The 17,590-nt window shown below is 74.4% G+C and carries 21 protein-coding genes and 2 pseudogenes; 12 read left to right on the top strand and 11 right to left on the bottom strand.

The window, feature by feature from the left end; genetic code table 11:
* The 5 genes from BZZ08_RS23105 to BZZ08_RS23085 all read right to left on the bottom strand — a co-directional run bounded on the left by BZZ08_RS23105 (window position 1) and on the right by BZZ08_RS23085 (window position 3,962).
* The gene (locus BZZ08_RS23105) at window positions 1–756 is read right to left on the bottom strand and encodes an isocitrate lyase/PEP mutase family protein (RefSeq protein WP_104634165.1); all 756 of its coding nucleotides are present in this window, start codon (window positions 754–756) and stop codon (window positions 1–3) included.
* Window positions 753–1,214: a hypothetical protein gene (locus BZZ08_RS23100; RefSeq protein WP_198601644.1), complete on the bottom strand. Its 462-nt coding sequence runs from the start codon at window positions 1,212–1,214 to the stop codon at window positions 753–755. Before BZZ08_RS23100 ends, BZZ08_RS23105 begins: the two co-directional genes overlap by 4 nt.
* A 74-nt stretch (window positions 1,215–1,288) precedes the next feature.
* Complete coding sequence (locus BZZ08_RS23095) at window positions 1,289–1,948, bottom strand: response regulator (protein WP_104634163.1); 660 nt, start codon at window positions 1,946–1,948, stop codon at window positions 1,289–1,291.
* On the bottom strand, window positions 1,945–3,123 hold the full coding sequence (locus BZZ08_RS23090) for a sensor histidine kinase (RefSeq protein ID WP_104634162.1): 1,179 nt from the start codon (window positions 3,121–3,123) through the stop codon (window positions 1,945–1,947). The genes BZZ08_RS23095 and BZZ08_RS23090 overlap by 4 nt, the downstream gene beginning before the upstream one ends.
* Entirely contained in the window at window positions 3,120–3,962 is an 843-nt protein-coding gene (locus BZZ08_RS23085) for a CPBP family intramembrane glutamic endopeptidase (protein ID WP_198601643.1), read from the bottom strand. Before BZZ08_RS23085 ends, BZZ08_RS23090 begins: the two co-directional genes overlap by 4 nt.
* A 160-nt stretch (window positions 3,963–4,122) precedes the next feature.
* Here BZZ08_RS23085 and mmuM point away from each other — a divergent pair, with 160 nt between their 5' ends.
* From mmuM to dacB, 7 genes and pseudogenes are all read left to right on the top strand, one after another.
* The gene (gene mmuM, locus BZZ08_RS23080) at window positions 4,123–5,037 is read left to right on the top strand and encodes a homocysteine S-methyltransferase (RefSeq protein ID WP_104634160.1); all 915 of its coding nucleotides are present in this window, start codon (window positions 4,123–4,125) and stop codon (window positions 5,035–5,037) included.
* Between the two features lie 69 nt (window positions 5,038–5,106).
* The gene (locus BZZ08_RS23075; RefSeq protein ID WP_241965544.1) at window positions 5,107–6,063 is read left to right on the top strand and encodes a DUF4129 domain-containing protein; all 957 of its coding nucleotides are present in this window, start codon (window positions 5,107–5,109) and stop codon (window positions 6,061–6,063) included.
* Window positions 6,060–6,662 (top strand): hypothetical protein, encoded by a 603-nt coding sequence (locus tag BZZ08_RS23070; protein ID WP_104634158.1) that lies wholly within the window; start codon window positions 6,060–6,062, stop codon window positions 6,660–6,662. Before BZZ08_RS23075 ends, BZZ08_RS23070 begins: the two co-directional genes overlap by 4 nt.
* Window positions 6,659–7,540 (top strand): annotated as a pseudogene (locus BZZ08_RS23065) (AAA family ATPase); the annotation flags it as partial. The gene BZZ08_RS23070 and the pseudogene BZZ08_RS23065, both read left to right, overlap by 4 nt.
* A 79-nt stretch (window positions 7,541–7,619) precedes the next feature.
* Window positions 7,620–8,819 (top strand): DUF58 domain-containing protein, encoded by a 1,200-nt coding sequence (locus BZZ08_RS23060; protein WP_241965543.1) that lies wholly within the window; start codon window positions 7,620–7,622, stop codon window positions 8,817–8,819.
* Window positions 8,816–9,412: a hypothetical protein gene (locus BZZ08_RS23055; protein ID WP_104634157.1), complete on the top strand. Its 597-nt coding sequence runs from the start codon at window positions 8,816–8,818 to the stop codon at window positions 9,410–9,412. Before BZZ08_RS23060 ends, BZZ08_RS23055 begins: the two co-directional genes overlap by 4 nt.
* Window positions 9,413–9,603: 191 nt before the next feature.
* On the top strand, window positions 9,604–10,959 hold the full coding sequence (gene dacB / locus BZZ08_RS23050; RefSeq protein WP_104634156.1) for a D-alanyl-D-alanine carboxypeptidase/D-alanyl-D-alanine endopeptidase: 1,356 nt from the start codon (window positions 9,604–9,606) through the stop codon (window positions 10,957–10,959).
* A gap of 64 nt (window positions 10,960–11,023) precedes the next feature.
* Here dacB and BZZ08_RS23045 read toward each other — a convergent pair whose 3' ends face one another.
* Window positions 11,024–11,461 (bottom strand): ATP-binding protein, encoded by a 438-nt coding sequence (locus BZZ08_RS23045; protein ID WP_104634205.1) that lies wholly within the window; start codon window positions 11,459–11,461, stop codon window positions 11,024–11,026.
* Window positions 11,462–11,546: 85 nt separating this feature from the next.
* Between BZZ08_RS23045 and BZZ08_RS23040 the strand changes: the two genes are divergently transcribed.
* Both BZZ08_RS23040 and BZZ08_RS23035 read left to right on the top strand, forming a co-directional pair.
* Window positions 11,547–12,365, top strand: a complete 819-nt coding sequence (locus tag BZZ08_RS23040; RefSeq protein ID WP_198601642.1) for a helix-turn-helix domain-containing protein — start codon at window positions 11,547–11,549, stop codon at window positions 12,363–12,365.
* Window positions 12,362–12,595 (top strand): DUF397 domain-containing protein, encoded by a 234-nt coding sequence (locus BZZ08_RS23035; protein ID WP_104634154.1) that lies wholly within the window; start codon window positions 12,362–12,364, stop codon window positions 12,593–12,595. Before BZZ08_RS23040 ends, BZZ08_RS23035 begins: the two co-directional genes overlap by 4 nt.
* Here the strand turns inward: BZZ08_RS23035 and BZZ08_RS23030 are convergent.
* Window positions 12,549–14,057: a carboxylesterase/lipase family protein gene (locus BZZ08_RS23030; RefSeq protein WP_104634153.1), complete on the bottom strand. Its 1,509-nt coding sequence runs from the start codon at window positions 14,055–14,057 to the stop codon at window positions 12,549–12,551. The two genes, BZZ08_RS23035 and BZZ08_RS23030, sit on opposite strands and share 47 nt — an antisense overlap.
* 150 nt (window positions 14,058–14,207) lie before the next feature.
* Between BZZ08_RS23030 and BZZ08_RS23025 the strand changes: the two genes are divergently transcribed.
* Entirely contained in the window at window positions 14,208–14,522 is a 315-nt protein-coding gene (locus tag BZZ08_RS23025; RefSeq protein WP_104634152.1) for an STAS domain-containing protein, read from the top strand.
* A gap of 37 nt (window positions 14,523–14,559) precedes the next feature.
* Here the strand turns inward: BZZ08_RS23025 and BZZ08_RS38865 are convergent, their stop codons facing one another.
* Entirely contained in the window at window positions 14,560–14,700 is a 141-nt protein-coding gene (locus tag BZZ08_RS38865) for a hypothetical protein (protein ID WP_157953355.1), read from the bottom strand.
* A 100-nt stretch (window positions 14,701–14,800) separates the two neighbouring features.
* Here BZZ08_RS38865 and BZZ08_RS23020 point away from each other — a divergent pair.
* Window positions 14,801–15,787, top strand: a pseudogene (locus BZZ08_RS23020) (LacI family DNA-binding transcriptional regulator); the annotation flags it as partial.
* Here the strand turns inward: BZZ08_RS23020 and BZZ08_RS23015 are convergent.
* Entirely contained in the window at window positions 15,750–16,409 is a 660-nt protein-coding gene (locus BZZ08_RS23015) for a hypothetical protein (RefSeq protein WP_104634151.1), read from the bottom strand. The pseudogene BZZ08_RS23020 and the gene BZZ08_RS23015 overlap by 38 nt on opposite strands.
* A 48-nt stretch (window positions 16,410–16,457) precedes the next feature.
* On the bottom strand, window positions 16,458–16,787 hold the full coding sequence (locus BZZ08_RS23010) for a hypothetical protein (protein ID WP_104634150.1): 330 nt from the start codon (window positions 16,785–16,787) through the stop codon (window positions 16,458–16,460).
* Between the two features lie 128 nt (window positions 16,788–16,915).
* Here BZZ08_RS23010 and BZZ08_RS23005 point away from each other — a divergent pair, with 128 nt between their 5' ends.
* The gene (locus BZZ08_RS23005) at window positions 16,916–17,314 is read left to right on the top strand and encodes a VOC family protein (RefSeq protein ID WP_104634149.1); all 399 of its coding nucleotides are present in this window, start codon (window positions 16,916–16,918) and stop codon (window positions 17,312–17,314) included.
* Here BZZ08_RS23005 and BZZ08_RS23000 read toward each other — a convergent pair.
* Window positions 17,300–17,590 (bottom strand): helix-turn-helix domain-containing protein (locus tag BZZ08_RS23000; protein ID WP_133169220.1); only part of this gene is annotated, 291 nt, incomplete at its 5' end. The two genes, BZZ08_RS23005 and BZZ08_RS23000, sit on opposite strands and share 15 nt — an antisense overlap.

Below are 17,590 nucleotides of genomic sequence, written 5' to 3'. Positions count from 1 at the left end.
TCAGCCCAGCGCGCGCACCTCGTCGTACGCGGGTGTCGCACCCTCCGGGGTCCGGCCCGCCCGGACGGCGGTGGCCGTCTCCAGGGCGGCGCCCAGCGCCCGCCGGTAGAGCAGCGAGCCGAGGCTGACCCGGCGTACACCGAGGTCGGCCAAGTGGGCGAGGGTGGGTCCGGTGGGCGAGTACAGGACGTTGAGGGGGACGTCGAAGTGGGCGGCGAGAGCGGCGATGCGGCCGGGATCGGTCAGCCCGGGGACGAAGACGCCGTCGGCACCGGCCTCGCGGTAGGCCGTCAGGCGCCGCAGCGTCTCCGCGGGGTCGCCGTCGCCCGACCAGTACGTGTCCGTACGGGCGTTGACGAACAGGCCGGGGACGGCCGAGCGGACCGCGGCGATCTTCGCGGCGTGCCGGTCGGCGGGGCCGAGGGCGTCCTCCAGGTTGATCCCGACGGCGCCGACCGCCGCCAGCTCCCGCGCGAACTCCCCCACCTGGTCCGGGTCGTCGCTGAAGCCGTCCTCCGCGTCGACGGAGAGCAGGAAGGGTGCCGAGCCGAGGGCGAGGGCCAGCCGCAGGGTCTCGTCCCGGGTCGCCGACGCCCCGTCGGGCAGTCCGCCCGCCGCCGCGACGCCGAGGCTGGTCGTTCCGACGGCGCCGAAGCCCTGCCCCGCGAGGGCGAACGCGGAGGCGTGGTCCCAGGCGCAGGGCAGCAGCAGGGGTTCACCGGCCCGGTGCAGGGCGGCGAAGGCGGTCGCGGTCACGACAGGTCGCCCACCGCGTCGGCGTAGTACCCGGACTCCGCGAGGTGCGCGGCGAGTGCGCGGAAGCTCCAGCCCTCGCCGGGCGAGTGGTCGAGCTGCTCGTCGGTGAGCGCGTCGAGGCGGTTGGCCCAGATGCGGGCGAGCCGGGTGAGGCGGCTGCGGGCCTCGTCGAGGTCCTCGGCGGTGAAGGGCGCGCGGTCCGCGTCGGTGGTGACCAGGGAGGCGTGCCAGTGGTCGGGCTGCGTCTCCTCGCCCGCCAGCCGGGCCTCCAGCTCCGCGAGGTGGTCGACCAGGTGGTCGGCGACCCGCCGGACCGCCTTGTGCGGGGTGTAGACGCGGCCGTCGACGTGTGCCGGGCTCCCGTCCCAGCGGGTCCAGGTGGCGGCCAGGGCCAGGACGTGGTCGACCATGCCGGTGACGGCGTCGGCGGGCGCGGTGACGGTGTTCGTGTCGCTCATGTCCCGCACGCTAGGTGCCGGTTCCTTCGGCGGCGGCCGAAGTGTCCCCGGCGGCCCGCGTCCGGGTCCTCCGCTCAGGTCACCAGTCCGTGGCGGTAGGCGAAGACGACCGCCTGGACGCGGTCGCGCAGGTCGAGTTTGGTGAGGATGCGGGAGACGAAGGTCTTGACGGTCTCGGGGCTGATCACCAGGGCCGCGGCGATCTCGCTGTTGGAGAGGCCGTCCGCGATGAGGCGCAGGACCTCCGTCTCCCGGGGGGTGAGCGGGATGTCCCGGGCGGTGCCCTGGGCGGGGCGGATCCGGGCCGCGTACCGGCCGACGAGGCGGCGCGTCACGTCCGGGTCGAGCAGTGCCGCGCCCATGGCCACGGTGCGGATGCCGTGCAGCAGCCGGTCCGGCGGCGCGTCCTTGAGCAGGAAGCCGCTGGCGCCCGCGCGCAGCGCCTCGTAGACGTACTCGTCGAGGTTGAACGTCGTCACCACGAGCACCTTGACGGGGTGCTCCACCCCGGCACCGGCCAGCAGGCGGGTGGCCTCCAGACCGTCGAGCACCGGCATGCGGATGTCCATCACCACGACGTCCGGGCGCAGTTCGCGGGCCAGGTCGACCCCGGTCCGCCCGTCCCCGCACTCGCCGACCACCTCCAGGTCGGGCTGGGCGTCGACGATCGTGGTGAGACCGGTGCGGATCAGTGCCTGGTCGTCGCAGATCACGACCCGGATCGGCGCGCTCATGCCGTGCTTCCCCCGCTCCCGCCCGGTATCCGGGCCCGGACGACGAAGCCGCCGTCCCTGGCCCGGTCCGCGCTGAACTCGCCGCCCAGCACGTCGACCCGCTCCCGCAGACCGGCCAGCCCCCGCCCGCTGCCGCCGGGGGACGCGGCCCCCGTGCCGGAGCCGTCCGTGCCGACCTCCACCGTGATCTCCCGTTCTCCGTGGCGCACCAGGACCGAGGTCCTGCCGCCGTGGTCGTACTTGAGGGCGTTGGTGAGGGCCTCCTGGACGACACGGTAGGCCACGAGGTCGGAGCTGCCGGTGGCCGCCGCCGGGGTGCCCTCCTCGGTGAACTCCACCGGCTGCCCGGCCCGGCGGGTCTGCTCGACCAGCGTGAGCACCCGGCCGACGGGCGGCGTCCTCGGCTCGGCGGTGCCGTGGTCGGGGTTGAGGAGGTCGAGCAGGTGCCGCAGGTCGGTGATGGCCCGCCGGCCGGTGTCGCTGACGGCGGCCAGCGTCTCGTCGAGCCGCTCGGGCGCGGCGGTCAGGTACCGGGCCGCCTCCGACTGCACGACCATCGCCGTCACGTGGTGGGTCACGACGTCGTGCAACTCGCGGGCGATGCGGGTGCGTTCGGCGCTGCGGGCGTCCTCGGCGACCCGGGTGCGCCGCTCGGCCTCCGCGGCGCGTGCCGAGCGCAGCCACGCCCCGATGCCCCACGCCAGGGCGAGGATCAGGTAGAACGTCACGTACTCGACCGGCGTTTCGTCGCCGCCGCGCGCGTTCAGCCCGACGGCCATGGCCACGTACGCCAGGGTGGCGGCGACCTGCGTGGCACGCCGGTACCTCTCCTGGTGGGAGCCCGCGTTGATCAGCACGATGGGGAGCGCGGCGCCCGCGAACAGGTGGTAGCCGCGCAGTTGGTCGAGGGCGAAACCGAGCGAGACCAGGGTGAGGCAGGCGAGTGTCCACCGCCGTCGCACGGCCAGGGGGACGGATTGCAGGACGGCCGCCACCCCGGCCAGCGCGTCGGCGGGACGGGTCGGCAGGCCCCCGATCTCCGTGCCCTGACCGCGCAGCTCCGGCAGGAGCGAGGCGACGAGGAGCAGCACCCCGAGGGGGAGGTCCCGGACCGTGACGTCGAGCCGACGCCACAGCTTCGGAATCCGCTCCGGGATCCGTCGGCGATCGATCACCGGGGAAGTGTAGCGGCGGAGTCGGCGCGCGCGGCACGCCGCCGGGAACCGAACGGCACGACGTTCCCGCGCCGGTGCGCCAGCCACAGGAACACCAGCGTCAGCAGCGCCCCGAAGCCCACCGAGTACACGCTGCCCTCCGGGCCGAAGTCGCCGCCGGTGAGCAGCTTCGGACCCGACATGGCGGCGTCCAGCAGGCCCTCGCTGTCGCCGTTGCCGGAGACCACGGTGCTGAAAATGCCGCCCGCGGCGAAGTTCCAGCCGAAGTGCACGCCGATCGTCAGCCACAGGTTGCGGGTGGCGGCGTACGCGGCGGCGAGCATGAAGCCGGCCTCGATGGCGATGGCGAGGGCGCCCCACAGGGTGGCGTCCTCGTTGAGCAGGTGCATGAGGCCGAACACGAGGCCGGTCAGGCCCAGTGCGAGGTAGGTGCCGATGTGCTCCTCGATGATCCGGAACAGGACCCCGCGGAACACGACCTCCTCCGTCGCGGCGGCGGCTGCCATGAACCCGACCAGCCCGATCGCTCCCTGGACCGAGCCGAGTCCGTCGACCTCGTAGTACCCGGAGGCGAAGAGGTTCGTGATGACGGCCCCGAACAGTCCGAAGCCGATCAGCGTCCCCCAGCCCGCCTTGGCCGCGGCGCCTTCCAAGGCCACGTCCAGGGCCTCTCGGCGCTCGGTCCGCCGCACCACCCAGGCGTACACGAACACCACGAGCGCTACCGACGTGAGACCGACCACCAGCGTGAGCCAGTCGTTGTCCTTCACCGCCTGGACGGCGATGCCGCCGATGGCGTAGGCCACCAGCACGGCCAGGAACTGCCACACGAACCTCACGGGAACTCCTTCGTCGGGCCCGTGACTCGAGTGCCGCGGGCTGCACCGGACGCTACGGATCCGGCGGCCTCGGATCGTCACCTCACGGTGGACACCTGCCTGTAGCTCGCTCGGGGGACAAGGTCCCGGAGCACGGGTGGGGCGTCGTAGCCTCGGACGCATGACCAGCGACTTCGCCGACACCCTCGCCTCCGGCCCGCTCGTGCTCGACGGCGGGCTGTCCAACCAACTGGAGGCGGCCGGGCACGACCTGGGTGACGCGCTGTGGTCGGCCCGGCTGCTCGCCGAGGACCCCGAGGCGATCACGCGGGCCCATCTCGCCTACTACGAGGCGGGCGCGGACGTGGCGATCACGTCCAGCTACCAGGCCACCTTCGAGGGCTTCGCCCGGCGCGGCATCGGGCGGGAGCGGGCCGCCGAACTGCTGGCGCTCAGCGTGGAGTCGGCGCGGGAGGCCGCCCGCCGGGCGGGGGCGGGCCGCCCGGGGCGCCGGCTGTGGGTGGCGGCGTCGGCGGGCCCGTACGGGGCGATGCTCGCGGACGGCTCGGAGTACCGGGGCCGGTACGGCCTGGGCGTGGACGAGCTGGAGCGGTTCCACCGTCCCCGCCTGGAGGTGCTGGCGGCCGCACGGCCCGACGTCCTCGCGCTGGAGACGGTCCCGGACACCGACGAGGCGGCGGCGCTGCTGCGGGCGGTGCGCGGACTGGGCGTGCCCGCCTGGCTGTCGTACACGGTGGCCGGGGACCGCACGCGCGCCGGGCAGCCGTTGGAGGAGGCCTTCGCCCTGGCCGCCGACGCGGCGGAGGTGGTCGCGGTGGGCGTCAACTGCTGTGCCCCCGAGGACGTGTCCGGCGCGGTGGAGACCGCCGCCCGCGTCACCGGCAGACCGGTCGTCGTCTATCCCAACAGCGGGGAGACGTGGGACGCGGGGTCGCGGCGCTGGCGGGGGCGTTCGTCGTTCGCGGCCGAGCGGGTGCGGGGCTGGCGGGAGCGTGGGGCCCGGCTGGTCGGCGGCTGCTGCCGGGTGGGCCCGGAGACGGTCGCGTCGGTCGCCCGGACGCTGTCCCGGGAGTGACCGGGCGGCGTGTGCCAAGATGGCCGTGAACAGGCGTTCGGGGGCGGCGGGTTCGGCGGGGGGCACGGCATGGAACGCGGGGAGCGGACGGCGCACCGGGCGGCGCCGGGAGTGCGGGTCGCCGCCAGGGTGGTCGCGGCGCTGGCCCTCGCCGCGCTCGCGCTGCGGCCCGCGGAGGGGTTGCTGCACTCCGGCCGGGGCCCGCTCGGCGACTGGGGCTTCGTGGCGATCGGGGCATCCGTCGCCTGGACGTTCGGGGCGTGGACGGTCGTCAAGAACCTTCGCCACCGTTTCGGCGCCGACCGGTTCTCGCTGCCACCGCACGAGGAGCGGCTGCGGGAAGTCGCCGCGCCCCTGCTGCTCGCCGCGGCGGGCGTCATCGGCGTCCTCGCCATGGTCCTGCACCGGTTCTCCACCGGCGACGACACGACGGGGCCGCCCCCGCCCCTCGCGACGGACCCGATGCCCACGCCGACCCTCGTCACTCCCCCGCCCCGGCAGCGGCACGGTGCGACGGACCATTCCTCCCTGCCGCTGTACCTCGTGCTCGCGCTGCTGGCCGCGGTCGCCGTCGTGCTCGTCGTGGTGGCCGTCGTACGGCGGCTGCGCCGGTTCGGGCTGAGGGTGCCGCAACGCCCCGACCGCGCGGGCACCCTGACGGAGGGCGACGACGCGCGGCTGCTCCTGTCCGCCGTGGACTCGGGCCGCCGCGCCCTGGCCGGTACCGGTGACGACGCCCGCGCGGCCGTCATCGCCTGTTACGCGGCGATGGAGGACGCCCTCGCCGCGTCCGGTGTGCCCCGGCACGCCTCCGACAGCCCGGCCGACCTGCTCACCCGCGCCGCCGGCGCGGGCTTCACCCCCGGCCCGGCCGCCCCGCGCCTCACCGCGCTCTTCCGCGAGGCCCGCTACTCCTCGCACCCGATGGGCGGCGCACACCGGGAAGCCGCGGCCGGCGCCCTGGAGGAGATCGCGTCACTGCTGCGGGATCGGGACGTGGACCCGGGCCGGGAGGCAGGACGGTGAACCGGCCCGTGCGGGAGACCCCGGCAGAGGACATGCTCACCCTGCCCCGGCTCGGGCTGCTCGGCGGCGCGGTCGCCGGCTCGGGCCTGCTGCTCGTCCTGCTCCTCGACGGCGCCGGGGCGGCCGGCGCCCTGGTCGCCCTGCTCGTCGCCGTGGCCCTGCTCGTCGCCCGGTACGTCACCGGGGCGGGCGCCCTGGACTCCGCGTACCGGGACGAGGTACGGCTGTTGCGGACCCGGGTGCCCGGCATGGGCGAGTGGCGCCGGAACGTGACCACGTCCACCGGACCCGACGGCGCCCTCTACTACCGTGCGGTGCTGCGGGCCGAACTGCGCCACCTGTACGCCGCCGCGCTCGCCGAGCACCACCACGTGTCCCTGGAGCACCAGCCCGAGCGGGCCGCCGAGTTGGTCGGCCCCGAGCTGTGGCCGTGGCTCGGCCCCGCGACACCGGGCACCGGACCCGACGGCGAGGTCCCCGTCGACGTGCTGCGCCGCCTCGTCGACCGGCTCGAAGCACTCGCCGCGCCCAGCGCCTCCAGCACCCGCAGCACGCCCAGCACCCGCATCCCCCGTACCGGTAAGGACCAAGCGACGTGACGACTCCCTCCACGAACCGGCTCCGCACCGCCGAGCAGGTCGGCGAGCAGGCCGGTGCCGTACTGCGCGAGATCGGCCGTGCCGTCGTCGGCAAGCCGGACGCGCTCGAACTCGTGATGCTGGGCGTGCTGGCCGGCGGCCACGTCCTCGTCGAGGACCTGCCGGGGCTCGGCAAGACACTCCTCGCGCGGTCCTTCGCCACCACGCTCGGCCTGGACTTCCGCCGGATCCAGTTCACGCCCGACCTGCTGCCCTCCGACGTCACCGGAACGCCGCTGTACGACCAGCGCACCGGCGAGATGGTGTTCCACCCCGGCCCGGTCTTCACGCACCTGCTGCTCGCCGACGAGATCAACCGGACGCCGCCGAAGACGCAGGCCGCGCTGCTGGAGGCGATGGCCGAGTCGCAGGTGACCGTGGACGGCGAGACGCGGCCGCTCGCCGACCCGTTCGTGGTGATCGCGACGGCCAACCCGGTGGAGTACGAGGGCACGTACTCGCTGCCCGAGGCACAGCTCGACCGGTTCCAGCTGCGGGTGCGGATGGGGTACCTGTCCGCCCGGGAGGAGCTGGCGATGCTGCGGGCCCGGATCGACCGGGCCGCGCCCGAGGCCGTGCTCGACCGGCTCGCGGGGCCGGACGACGTGGTGGCGTGGCGGGCCGTCGTGGAGCGGGTGGAGATAGACGACGACCTGCTGGAGTACGCCGTCGCGCTCGTCGGCGCGACCCGCGAGCACCCCCAGATCAGCATCGGCGCCTCGCCGCGCGGCGGACTCGCCCTGGTCCAGCTCGCCCGCGCCCGTGCCGTGCTGGACGGCCGCGACTACGTGGTCCCGGAGGACATCAAGGGTCTCGCGGTGCCCGCGCTGGCCCACCGCCCCGACACAGCCACCGCCCCCGCCGCCCGGCGGCCCGCGTCCGAGCGAACGCACCCTGCGGCTGCTGACCGTCGCCGTCGTGGCGCTGGCCGCCGCGCTGCTCACCGGCCGGGCGTGGCTGCTGGCGCTCGCGGCGGCTCCGCTGGTGCTGCTCGCGCTCGCGCTGCCCCGCGCCCACGCCCGCCGCGTGGAGACCTCGACGACCGTCGAACCGGGGCGCTGCTTCGAGGGCGACACGGTCACCGTCCGCATCGCGGTGGCCCACGACGGCGACGCCGTGCGCCTCGACCCCGGGGTCACGCTCGGGCCCGGACTGCGCCTCGACGAGGTCGTCGTCGGCCCGTCCACGGTGACGCTGCGGCACACGGCGCTGCACTGGGGCCGCTGGTCACTCGGCCCGGTGGACGTCGACGTGTACGACCCCGGCGGCACCGTGCGCCGCACCGTGCGCGTCGAGGCGGCCGAGGTGTCCGTGTTCCCGCGCGCCACGCAGGCCCGGTTCACACCGATCCCGGTACGGCTGCCGCAGCGGCTCGGCGAGCACGCCTCGCCGCAGTCCGGGGAGGGCGTCGAGGTCATCGGGGTGGGGCCCTGGGTCCCCGGGGAGCGGCAGCGGCGCATCCACTGGCCGTCGACGACCCGGCGCGGGTCCGTGCAGCTGCACCGGTTCGCGGCCGAGCGGGCCGCCGACACGGTGATGCTGATCGACGCGTTCGGCGACGTGGTCGACCCGGTGACCGGACTGTCGTCCCTGGACGAGACGGTACGGGCCGCCGCCGGGCTCACCCGGGCGTATCTGCGCACCCACGACCGGGTGGGGGTCGTCTCGACCGGCGGCACCACCCGGTGGCTGGCGCCGGGCACCGGGGACGCGGCGTTCTACCGCATCGTGGAGAGCGTCCTCGACGTGCGCAAGGACCGCGGCTTCGGCGGCGACGGTCTTGAGCGGGTCCCGCCGCCCGCACTGCCGGAGGGGGCACTCGTGTACGTGTTCACCCCGCTCAGCGACGCACGGATGCTGGAGGTGCTGCGCGATCTCCAGGCGCGCGGGCGGCGCCCGGTCGTCGTGGAGATACCGAGCGGCGACCCGGTGGTGGAACCGGGCGACGTGGCGGGCGAGTTGGGGCTGCGTCTGTGGCGCGCGGAGCGGGACGCGATGCGGTTCGCGATGCGGGACAGCGGTGTGCCGGTGCTCCGGCACACGCAGGGCGAGTCACTGGATCTGGCGCTGGCGCCGCTGCTGGCGGGGCGGGTCGGCGGAAGGGGGCGCGCGCGATGACGGCGCCGGACACGCGGGTCGGCCTGCGGGAGTACCTCGGCTACTGGATCGGCACGGTGCCGGTGCGGGTGCTGGGGGCGGCGGCCGTCGTGATGGCGTGGCGGCCGTGGGCGACGGTGGGTACCGCCGGGGAGGCGGTGCCCTTCGTCTGCGCCGTCGCCTTCGCGCTGTGGGCCGCGCCCTCGCTGGACCGGCGGCCGTCGGTGGAGGCCGTCTGGTGGTCCTACCGGCTGCTGCGCCACCGGACGACGCTGCTGGCGGCGGGCGTGGTGGTGATCGCGGCCTTCGGGGAACCGGCCCGGTGGGAGGGCGCCTGTGTGGTCGGGCTGCTGGTCGCCTACCTGGTGACCAGCGAGACGTGGCCGTGGCGGTGGGGGCGCGGGACCGCACGGGTGTGGGGCGAGGCGGTCGCGGCCTGCGCGGGCGCGGGTGTGGTGGCGGCAGCGGCGGCCGTCCCGGTGTCCGGGACCGGCTCGGGACTGGGCCGGGTGATCGCCGCCGGGGCGGTGGCGGGTCTGGCGGTGGCCGGTGGCACGGTGCTGCGCGCCCGGTGGCGGGGCGCTGCCCCGAAGTCCCGCGTCCAGGGGCACTGAAGGGCAACGGAATCACGCGTTCGGCCTCGGGAAAGCCGCTTTCACGAAAGCACCCGGACTCCCGTTCCGGCATACGGTCGCAAGACATTCACACCCTGTCAGTTTTCGTCCCAGCCCTTCATATGACGGCTGGTAGCGTGCCCGACGCTTCACCCCCACAGAAGAAGTAACCGATCTTTGGATTTCACTTCATGACTGGTACGCCGGACGAAACCCCCACGAACACCTTCGCCCCGGGCGGACGGCGCAGGCACCGCAGGGCGAGAGTGAGCCGCATCGGCGCACGCCGGGCCCTCGTGCTCGCGATGGCCGTGCCCGTGGCCTCCGCCACGCTGGCCGGCACCTCGGCCTTCGCCGCCGACGACACCACTCCGCAGACCCAGGGCGTCTCCGTCGACGACCTCGCCGCCGACGACGCCCAGTTGGTCAAGAACCTCGATGAGCGCCTCGCCGACAAGCGTCTGGGCACCGACGTCAGCGGCGTCGTGCTCGACGCCGACTCGGACACCGCCCTGTGGGACCACAACGGCTCCACCGCCCTCATGCCGGCCTCCAACGCCAAGCTCGCCACGGCCACCACGGCCCTGACACTGCTGGGCGCGAACCACGAGTTCACCACGAAGGTCGTGTACGGCGAGGGCACCCTCACCCTCGTCGGCGGCGGCGACCGCACCCTCACCAGCGAGGACGTCGCCGAGCTGGCCAAGACCGCCGCCGACGGACTCAAGGCGGCGGGCCGGACCGACGTCCAGGTCCGGGTGGACGACAGCCTGTTCGCCGACCCGAGCCTCGCCGAGGGCTGGAACGAGGGCTACTACCCCACCGAGATCGCCCCGGTCCGTTCCCTCGTCGTCGACGGCGCCGCCGTCCAGGACACGTCCATCGACGCGGGCAAGGTCTTCGCGAAGCAGCTCGCCGCGCAGGGCGTCACCGTCACCGGCGACGTCGCCCGCACGACGGCGAAGCAGTCCGACGTGCCGGTGGCGCAGCACAAGTCGGCGCCGCTGTCGGACATCGTCAAGAAGATGCTGAAGACCAGCCACAACAACATCGCCGAGACCCTGCTGCGGATGACCGCCGTGGAGCTGGGCAAGCCGGCCACCTTCGAGGGCGGCGTCGAGCTGGTCCGCCAGGTGCTCAGCTCGTACGGGATCTCCCTGGACAACTTCGAAATGCACGACGGCAGCGGCCTCTCCCGCGCCGACCGCATCCCGGCCGCGACCCTCGCGCAGCTCCTCGACGCGATCACGGAGTCCCCCGCCCTGGGTTCGATCCTGGAGGGACTGCCGGTCGCGGGCGAGGCCGGGGCCAGCCTCGGCCCGGAGTGGGGGCGCTTCGACGACCCCAACTCCCAGTGCGCCGTCGGCAAGGTGCACGCCAAGACCGGCACGCTCACCGGTGCCATCGCCCTGAGCGGTGTCACCCGGACCGACGACGGCGACTGGCGGATCTTCTCCTTCATCGAGAACAACTCGACGGCCGCCCCGAGCGACATCAAGGACGCCATGGACGGCCTCGCCGCGACCGTGAACGGCTGCTGGGCCTGACCCGTCACAGGTGACGGAGCGTGGAGATCCGGTGAAGGCCCCCGAGGGCAGACGGGCGTGCCCGTCAGTCCACCGGGACGGCGCACTCGAACCACACGACCTTGCCGGGCTCCCGCTCCGTCACGCCCCACTTGTCCGCCAGCTCCGACACCAGCAGCAGCCCGCGCCCGCCCTCGTCCGACCCGCCGGGGTCCAGCGGTACGGCCGGTACGCCGTCCCCGCTGTCATGGACCTCGACGCGTACGCCGTCGCCGCAGGGCAGCAACCGCAGCAGGAAGCCCCGGCCCGGCGGTACGCCGTGCAGCAGGGCGTTGGTCGCCAGTTCACTGACGCACAGCACCACGTCGTCCGCGCGGCCGCGCACCCCCCAGTCGGCGAGCGCCTCCCTCGCGAACTCCCGCGCGGCGGGGACGGACCGGCGCTCCCGGCGATAGAAGCGCTCACGTGGGGACGGGGGTGGAGTTTCGTTGTTCACGGGACGAGGGTCACGCTCCGTGGTCATGATGGGACAGTGCGCATGGCCGTACATCCGGTCTGTACGGGTGCGCGAGGGTGAACGTACGCGCGCGGGTGGGGAGTTCGACCTCATGGGCACGACGACACGGAGGAACGCCTCCGCGATGAAGATGGTGGGGGCGCTGCTCGCCCTCTACCGGCAGGCCGCCGGGCATACCCAGAGGTCGCTGGGCGAGCGATTCGTCATCGGCGAGCAGCAGATCGCCTCGATCGAACAGGGCCGCCGCCCACTGAAGCCGGATCTCGCCGAGCAGCTCGACGAACTCCTGGGGACGAAGGGGGCGTTGTCGATCGCGCTCAGCAAAATGCCGGAGGTGGATCTGGTCCCGCTGTGGGCGGAGGAGTTCCTGGACCGGGAGCGGGAGGCCATCGCCATCTCGTCGTACGAGAACCAGGTGTTGCCGGGTCTACTTCAGACGGAGGCGTACGCGTGGGCGGTGTTCCGCAGCCGCGTGCCCTTCTACGACGAGGACACGATCGCCCGGCTGGCGGCGGCACGCATCGAGCGGCAGGGGATTCTGCAGGGCAAGGAGCCGCCGATCACCTGCTTCGTGGTGTGGGAGCCCGTCGTTCGGGCACCGATTGGCGGACGGACCGTCTGGCGCGAGCAGTTGCGGCATCTGCGCGCGTGCTCGGAGCTACCTGGGCTCATGCTCCAGGTACTGCCTCAGGACCGAACGAGTCACGCAGGACTGAACGGGCCGTTCGTGCTGCTGGAGACACCCGAACACCAGCGGCTCGCCTACACGGAGAACCAGCGCGGCAGTCACCTCATCGCCGACCCCGATGAGGTGGCGATCCTTACGCAGAAATGTGCGATGCTGCGATCTCAGGCCCTCACCCCCGAGGACACGAGGGATCTGCTGGACCGTCTCCTGGGAGAGCAATGAGCGGCAGCGCACTTCGGTGGTTCAAGTCGAGCTACAGCGGAAGCGACGGCGGCAACTGCATCGAAGTCGCCTACGAATGGCACAGGTCCAGCTACAGCGGCGATGAAGGCGGCAACTGCGTCGAGGTCGCCCAAGAAGCCACCGCCGTCCACATCCGCGACTCAAAAGCCCCGCAGGGACACCTCACCGTCGCACCAGACGCCTGGGCCGCGTTCCTCGGGGCGTGGTGACGTCGGCCTTCCACAGGTCGTACTCAGCGTCCAGCGGGCCGTGGGCCGTTCGCGGGGCGCCGTCGCCGAAGACTCGTACGGGGTGCGTGGCGTCCCAGGACGCCCAGCCGGGGTCGCCGGTCTCCACGTACCGCACCCACGCCCCGTGCATCGCGTCGGCCAGCTCCTGCGGCGCCCCCTCGCCCGCGAGCCTGCGCGCGTCGGGGCCGTCGCCGGAGTCGAAGACGAAGCCCAGCTCCAGGGCGTGGCACGCGCCGAGGTCGGGCAGGTTGGACGGCCAGGCGAACTCGTAGACGTGCGAGGAGGCGGGCCGCGCGTCGGCGAGGCGGTGCATCGGGATGCGCAGCAGGTGGTCGGTGACGAGCTGGCCGACGGTCTCGGCGGTCCCCGCGTCGGGGCGCAGCGCGCGGTAGCCGCGTACCACCTCGTTGTCGCAGTGGCAGCGGGCGCGGGCGCCCGCGAGGGCCACCGCGCCGAGCCGGTCGACGCGTTCGAGGAGGCCGCCGGGGACCAGCCAGAGCCGGTACTCGTCGCGGGTCCAGCCCATCATGAGGTCGACGCCCGGGGCCGCGTCGCCGTCGAGGAGCGCCTCCAGGGGATCGCGGGGCAGCACGTCGCCGTCGACGACGAGGCCGAAGCCGGGGCCGCCGAGGACGGGGCTGCTGAATCTGCCCACCTCGGCCTGGGCCCGCAGCAGTTGGTCACGGTCGGCGGCGGCGAAGGCCTCCGCGGTGGCGGGGACCTTCAGGCGGGAGGCCATGCGGCGGACCATGCGCCGCACCTTGTCGCGGTCGGTGGCCTCGGGCGCCCCGCTCTGGAGCACGGCCCGCCGGAACAGGCCCTGGGCCCGCGGTGCGGCGAGGAGCGCGCCGGTGCTGATGGCGCCCGCGGACTGGCCGGCGACGGTGACCCGGTCGGGGTCGCCGCCGAAGGCCGCGATGGAGTCCCGCACCCACTGGAGGGCGGCGATCTGGTCGCGCAGGCCGGCGTTGGCGGGAACGCCCGGGAACAGTCCGTAGCCCTCCACACCCAGTCGGTAGTTGACCGACACGCAGACCACGCCGTCGCGGGCGAAGGTGTGGCCGTCGTAGACCGGTACGGCGGAGGAGCCTCTGGTCAGCGCGCCGCCGTGCAGCCAGACCAGGACGGGCAGGCGGGCGCCGGGGCCGGGTTCGGGGGTCCAGACGTTGAGGTTGAGGCAGTCGTCGCCGGGGATCGCCGGATCGGAGAGGTACCGGGCGAAGGCCTCGGAGTACGGCGGTTTCGGGGCCGTGGGGCCGAAGGAACCCGCGTCCCGGACGCCGTCCCAGGGCTCGGGCGGCAGGGGCGGGCGGAAACGGCCCGGTCCGAAGGGAGGTGCCGCGTAGGGGATGCCCCGGAACACGGCGACACCGTGCTCGTACCTGCCGCGTACCGCGCCGTGGACCGTCCTGACCACGGGGTTCGTCTGGCCTGACCGCATGCGCCCACCAGCCCTTCGCCGCACTCTCGTACCGCGCACAGCACAGCGTCACGCCGTGCGGATCTATTCCGGGACGCCGCGACGGACACCGCTGGGGGACAATGGAGACCGGGCATGCCACGCACGTAGGGCGCCACCGAGGAGGCTGTCGTGACGGACGCACCCGTGAGGATCGCCGAGGCCGACGGGCGGCACGCGGTGCTGGCCTTTTCCGGGGACCTGGACGCCCCCGCGCTGCGCCTGCTGGAGGAACTGCTCCTCGACCCGCGGCTGCGGGAGCCGGGGGCCTGGACCCTGGAGATGAGCGCCCTGGACCACATCGACCTGGCCTGCGCCTACGCGCTGCTGCGGACGGTGACTCGGACGCCGGAGCCGGTCGCCCTCACCGTGCGGGGTGCCCGCCCGGCCGTCCACCGGACGCTGCGGCAGGCCGGGCTGGACACGGTGGCGGCCTTCACGGCGTAGCGGCGGCGGCGTCACCGTCCGCAAGGGTGCCGTGGCGTCACTTCGCGTACCTCGGCGTGCCGAAGCTCGCGTACCTCGGCGCGCCGAAGCCGAGCTGGTCGAAGCCGCCGCTGTTGGAGCCGCAGTCGCCACCTCCGCCCTCGGGGCGGCCGACCTGCGCCCCGTCCTGACGCGGCACTGTCCCGGCTCCCCCGCTCTTCCCCGCCGTGGCACCGCGAACCTAGGATAGGAAGCGCTTTCTATCCGGGGCCCGGGCGGGCCGGAGAGGTGGTCGACCGATGGTCCGAACGGCGAGTGGGAGCACGTCGGCCGGGCCGACGCTGGCGGTGGTGGCCCGGGCGGCGGGAGTCTCGGTGCCGACCGCGTCCAAGGTGGTCAACGGGCGCGAGGACGTGGCCCCCGCGACCCGGCGCCGGGTCGCGGAGGCGCTGGATCGCCTCGGCTATGTCCGCCGCCCCCGTTTCGACACCGCGCGGGCGCCCCGGCTGGTCGACCTCGTCGTGCACTCCCTGGAGAGTTCCTGGTCGGGCGCCGTACTGCACGGCGTGGAGGAGGCGGCGTACGACGCGGGCCTGGAGGTCGTGGTCTCGGCGGGCCTGAACCGGCCCCGCTCCGGGTCCCCCGAGGAGCCGCGGCCCGAAGGCGGCGGGCTGGACCGGCTCGTGATCCGCGGCACCTCCGGAGTCCTGTTCAACCTGGCGGAGTTGACCGCCGCCCAGTACGCCTGGCTGGCGCGGCACCGCATCCCCTTCGTGCTGATCGACCCGGCCGTGGAACCGCCGCCCGGCGTGGTGTCCGTGGGTGCGGCGAACTGGCAGGGCGGGGTGACGGCGACCGAGCACCTGCTGGGCCTCGGCCACGAACGCATCGCCGTCGTCGCGGGCCGGCGGCGCAGGCAGTGCAGCGGCGCACGGGTCGCCGGGTACCGCTCCGCACTCGCCGCGGCGGGAGTGCGCCACCGCCCCGAGTACGTCCGCCACGCCGGTTTCGACCGGGCCACCGCCCGCCGCCGCATGCGGGAGCTGCTGGACCTGCCCGTCCCTCCGACGGCCGTGTTCGTCTGCTCGGACGCGATGGCCCTCGGCGTCTACGAGGCGCTGGCCGAGCGGGGCCTGACGGTCCCCCGGGACATGAGCGTGGTCGGTTTCGACGACCTGCCCGAGGCGCGCTGGGCCGCCCCCGCCCTGACCACGGTCCGCCAGCCCCTGTCGGAGATGGCGGGCCGGGTCAGCCGCCCTCGCCCACGTGGTTGTCGGGGGCACCGTCGCCGAACGGGGGCAGGTCGCCGCGCTCGACCGGCGTGGCGGGCGCGGGTTCGGCGGAGGGCAGGAGGCGTTCGGTCTCGGCGGCGTCCGGGCGGTGGGCGGCGAGGGCGGCCGCGCGCAGGACGTCGCGCGGTACGGTGTCCGTCTCGGCGGAGACGCGTACGACGTGCTCCTCCTCGGGCAGCGCGTACTCGTGGCGTCCGGCACCGGTGCGGTACCAGGCGTCCCCGTCGCGCTCGCAGGTGGTGTGCTCGTCGGACAGGTCGCCGACGGGCTGCTCGGGGCAGGTGCCGGCCGTGATCGTGCCCCGGTCGACGGCCAGGCGCAGCAGCGCGTGGGTGTCGCCGTCGACCCAGGTGGCGGAGAAGCCCTCGTCGCCGAGGACGCCGACGGACTGCTGGGCGAGGGTGAAGCCGGGGGCCTCGGTGACGTAGACCAGTTCGGGGGCCACCCCCATCGCCTGGGCGCGGGAGGCGAGTTCGCCGGTGTCGGGGGCCGCGGCCGGGGCGGCGGCCGAGCCGGAGCCGGACGGGCGGGGGTCGCCCGCCTTCTCCGAGCCGCAGGCGGTGAGCAGCAGCGGGGCCAGCAGCAGCACCGGCAGGACACGCGCGTGACGAATCATGCGGTCATCCTGCCGTACAGGTGTTCCACCGGGGCGGTCCCCGTGCGACTAGGGGGCGTGCGCGGCGGCGTCCTTCGTCAGCCTGACGGCCTGGCGCAGGCTGAGTCCGGGGGTCGCCTCGCGCAGGGTCTTGACCGCCCGGACGGAGTCGACGGGGCCCTCGTGACCGGCCGCGGCGAGGCGTTCGTGGACCCAGCGGGCGAACAGTGCCGCGTCGGGCTCCGCGGCGGCCCGCTCGACCAGGGCCGCGGCGCGCTCCAGTCCGGGCCGTTCCTCGGGCGTCGCCTCGGCGAGCGCCCGGCGGATGCCGTGGGCGACGACGTCCGTGTCGCGCAGGACGAGGACGTTGAGTTCCGGTGGGGCCAGTCGTCCGAACATGCGGCCATGATCGGCCGGGCACCCCGTGTCGTTCAACGGACTTGAGCAGGTTCTGAGGCACGGGTGCCGGCAGCGGGGCGTCCGTTTTCTTCAAGACCGGGACCGCGCGCCCCGCCTACGGTGGCCGCATGACCGCACGATTCGACGCCATCGGCCTCATCGTCTCCGACATGGCCGCCTCCGTGACCTTCTACCGCCGGCTCGGCTTCGCCTTCCCCGCGGGCTCCGAGGCGCAGCCGCACGCCGAGGCCGAGCTGCCGGGCGGCATCCGGCTGCTCCTGGACACCGAGGACTCCGTCCGTTCCTTCACCCCCGGGTGGCAGCCGCCGGCCGGGGGCGGACGGCACTCGCTCGCCCTGCTGTGCGACACGCCCGCCGAGGTGGACGCCTTCTACGCCGAGCTGACCGGCGCCGGCTGCCACGGCGAGCGGGAGCCCTGGGACGCCCCCTGGGGGCAGCGCTACGCCGTCGTCGACGACCCGGACGGCCACGGCGTCGACCTGTTCGCGCCGCTAGCCGCGCAGTAGCTCGACCAGCGTCGCACCCGCCAGTTCCCGCACGTCCCGGGCCAGATGCGCCTGGTCGGCGAAGCCGGTCCGGGCGGCCGTCTCGGCGAGGGGCGTGCCCTCCCGGGCCAGGGCGAGGGCGCGTTGCAGCCGCCGGACGCGGGCCAGCGTCTTGGGGCCGTAGCCGAAGGCCGCCAGGGAGCGGCGGTGCAGCGCGCGGGCGCTGACGCCGAGCGCGTCGGCCGTCGCGGCGACCGGGCGGCCCGCGTCGGCCTCCTCGTACAGGCCCCGCAGCAA

This window comes from Streptomyces sp. MH60, from assembly GCF_002939385.1.
Classification (GTDB): domain Bacteria; phylum Actinomycetota; class Actinomycetes; order Streptomycetales; family Streptomycetaceae; genus Streptomyces.
This window is presented reverse-complemented; position numbering and strand designations above follow the sequence as displayed.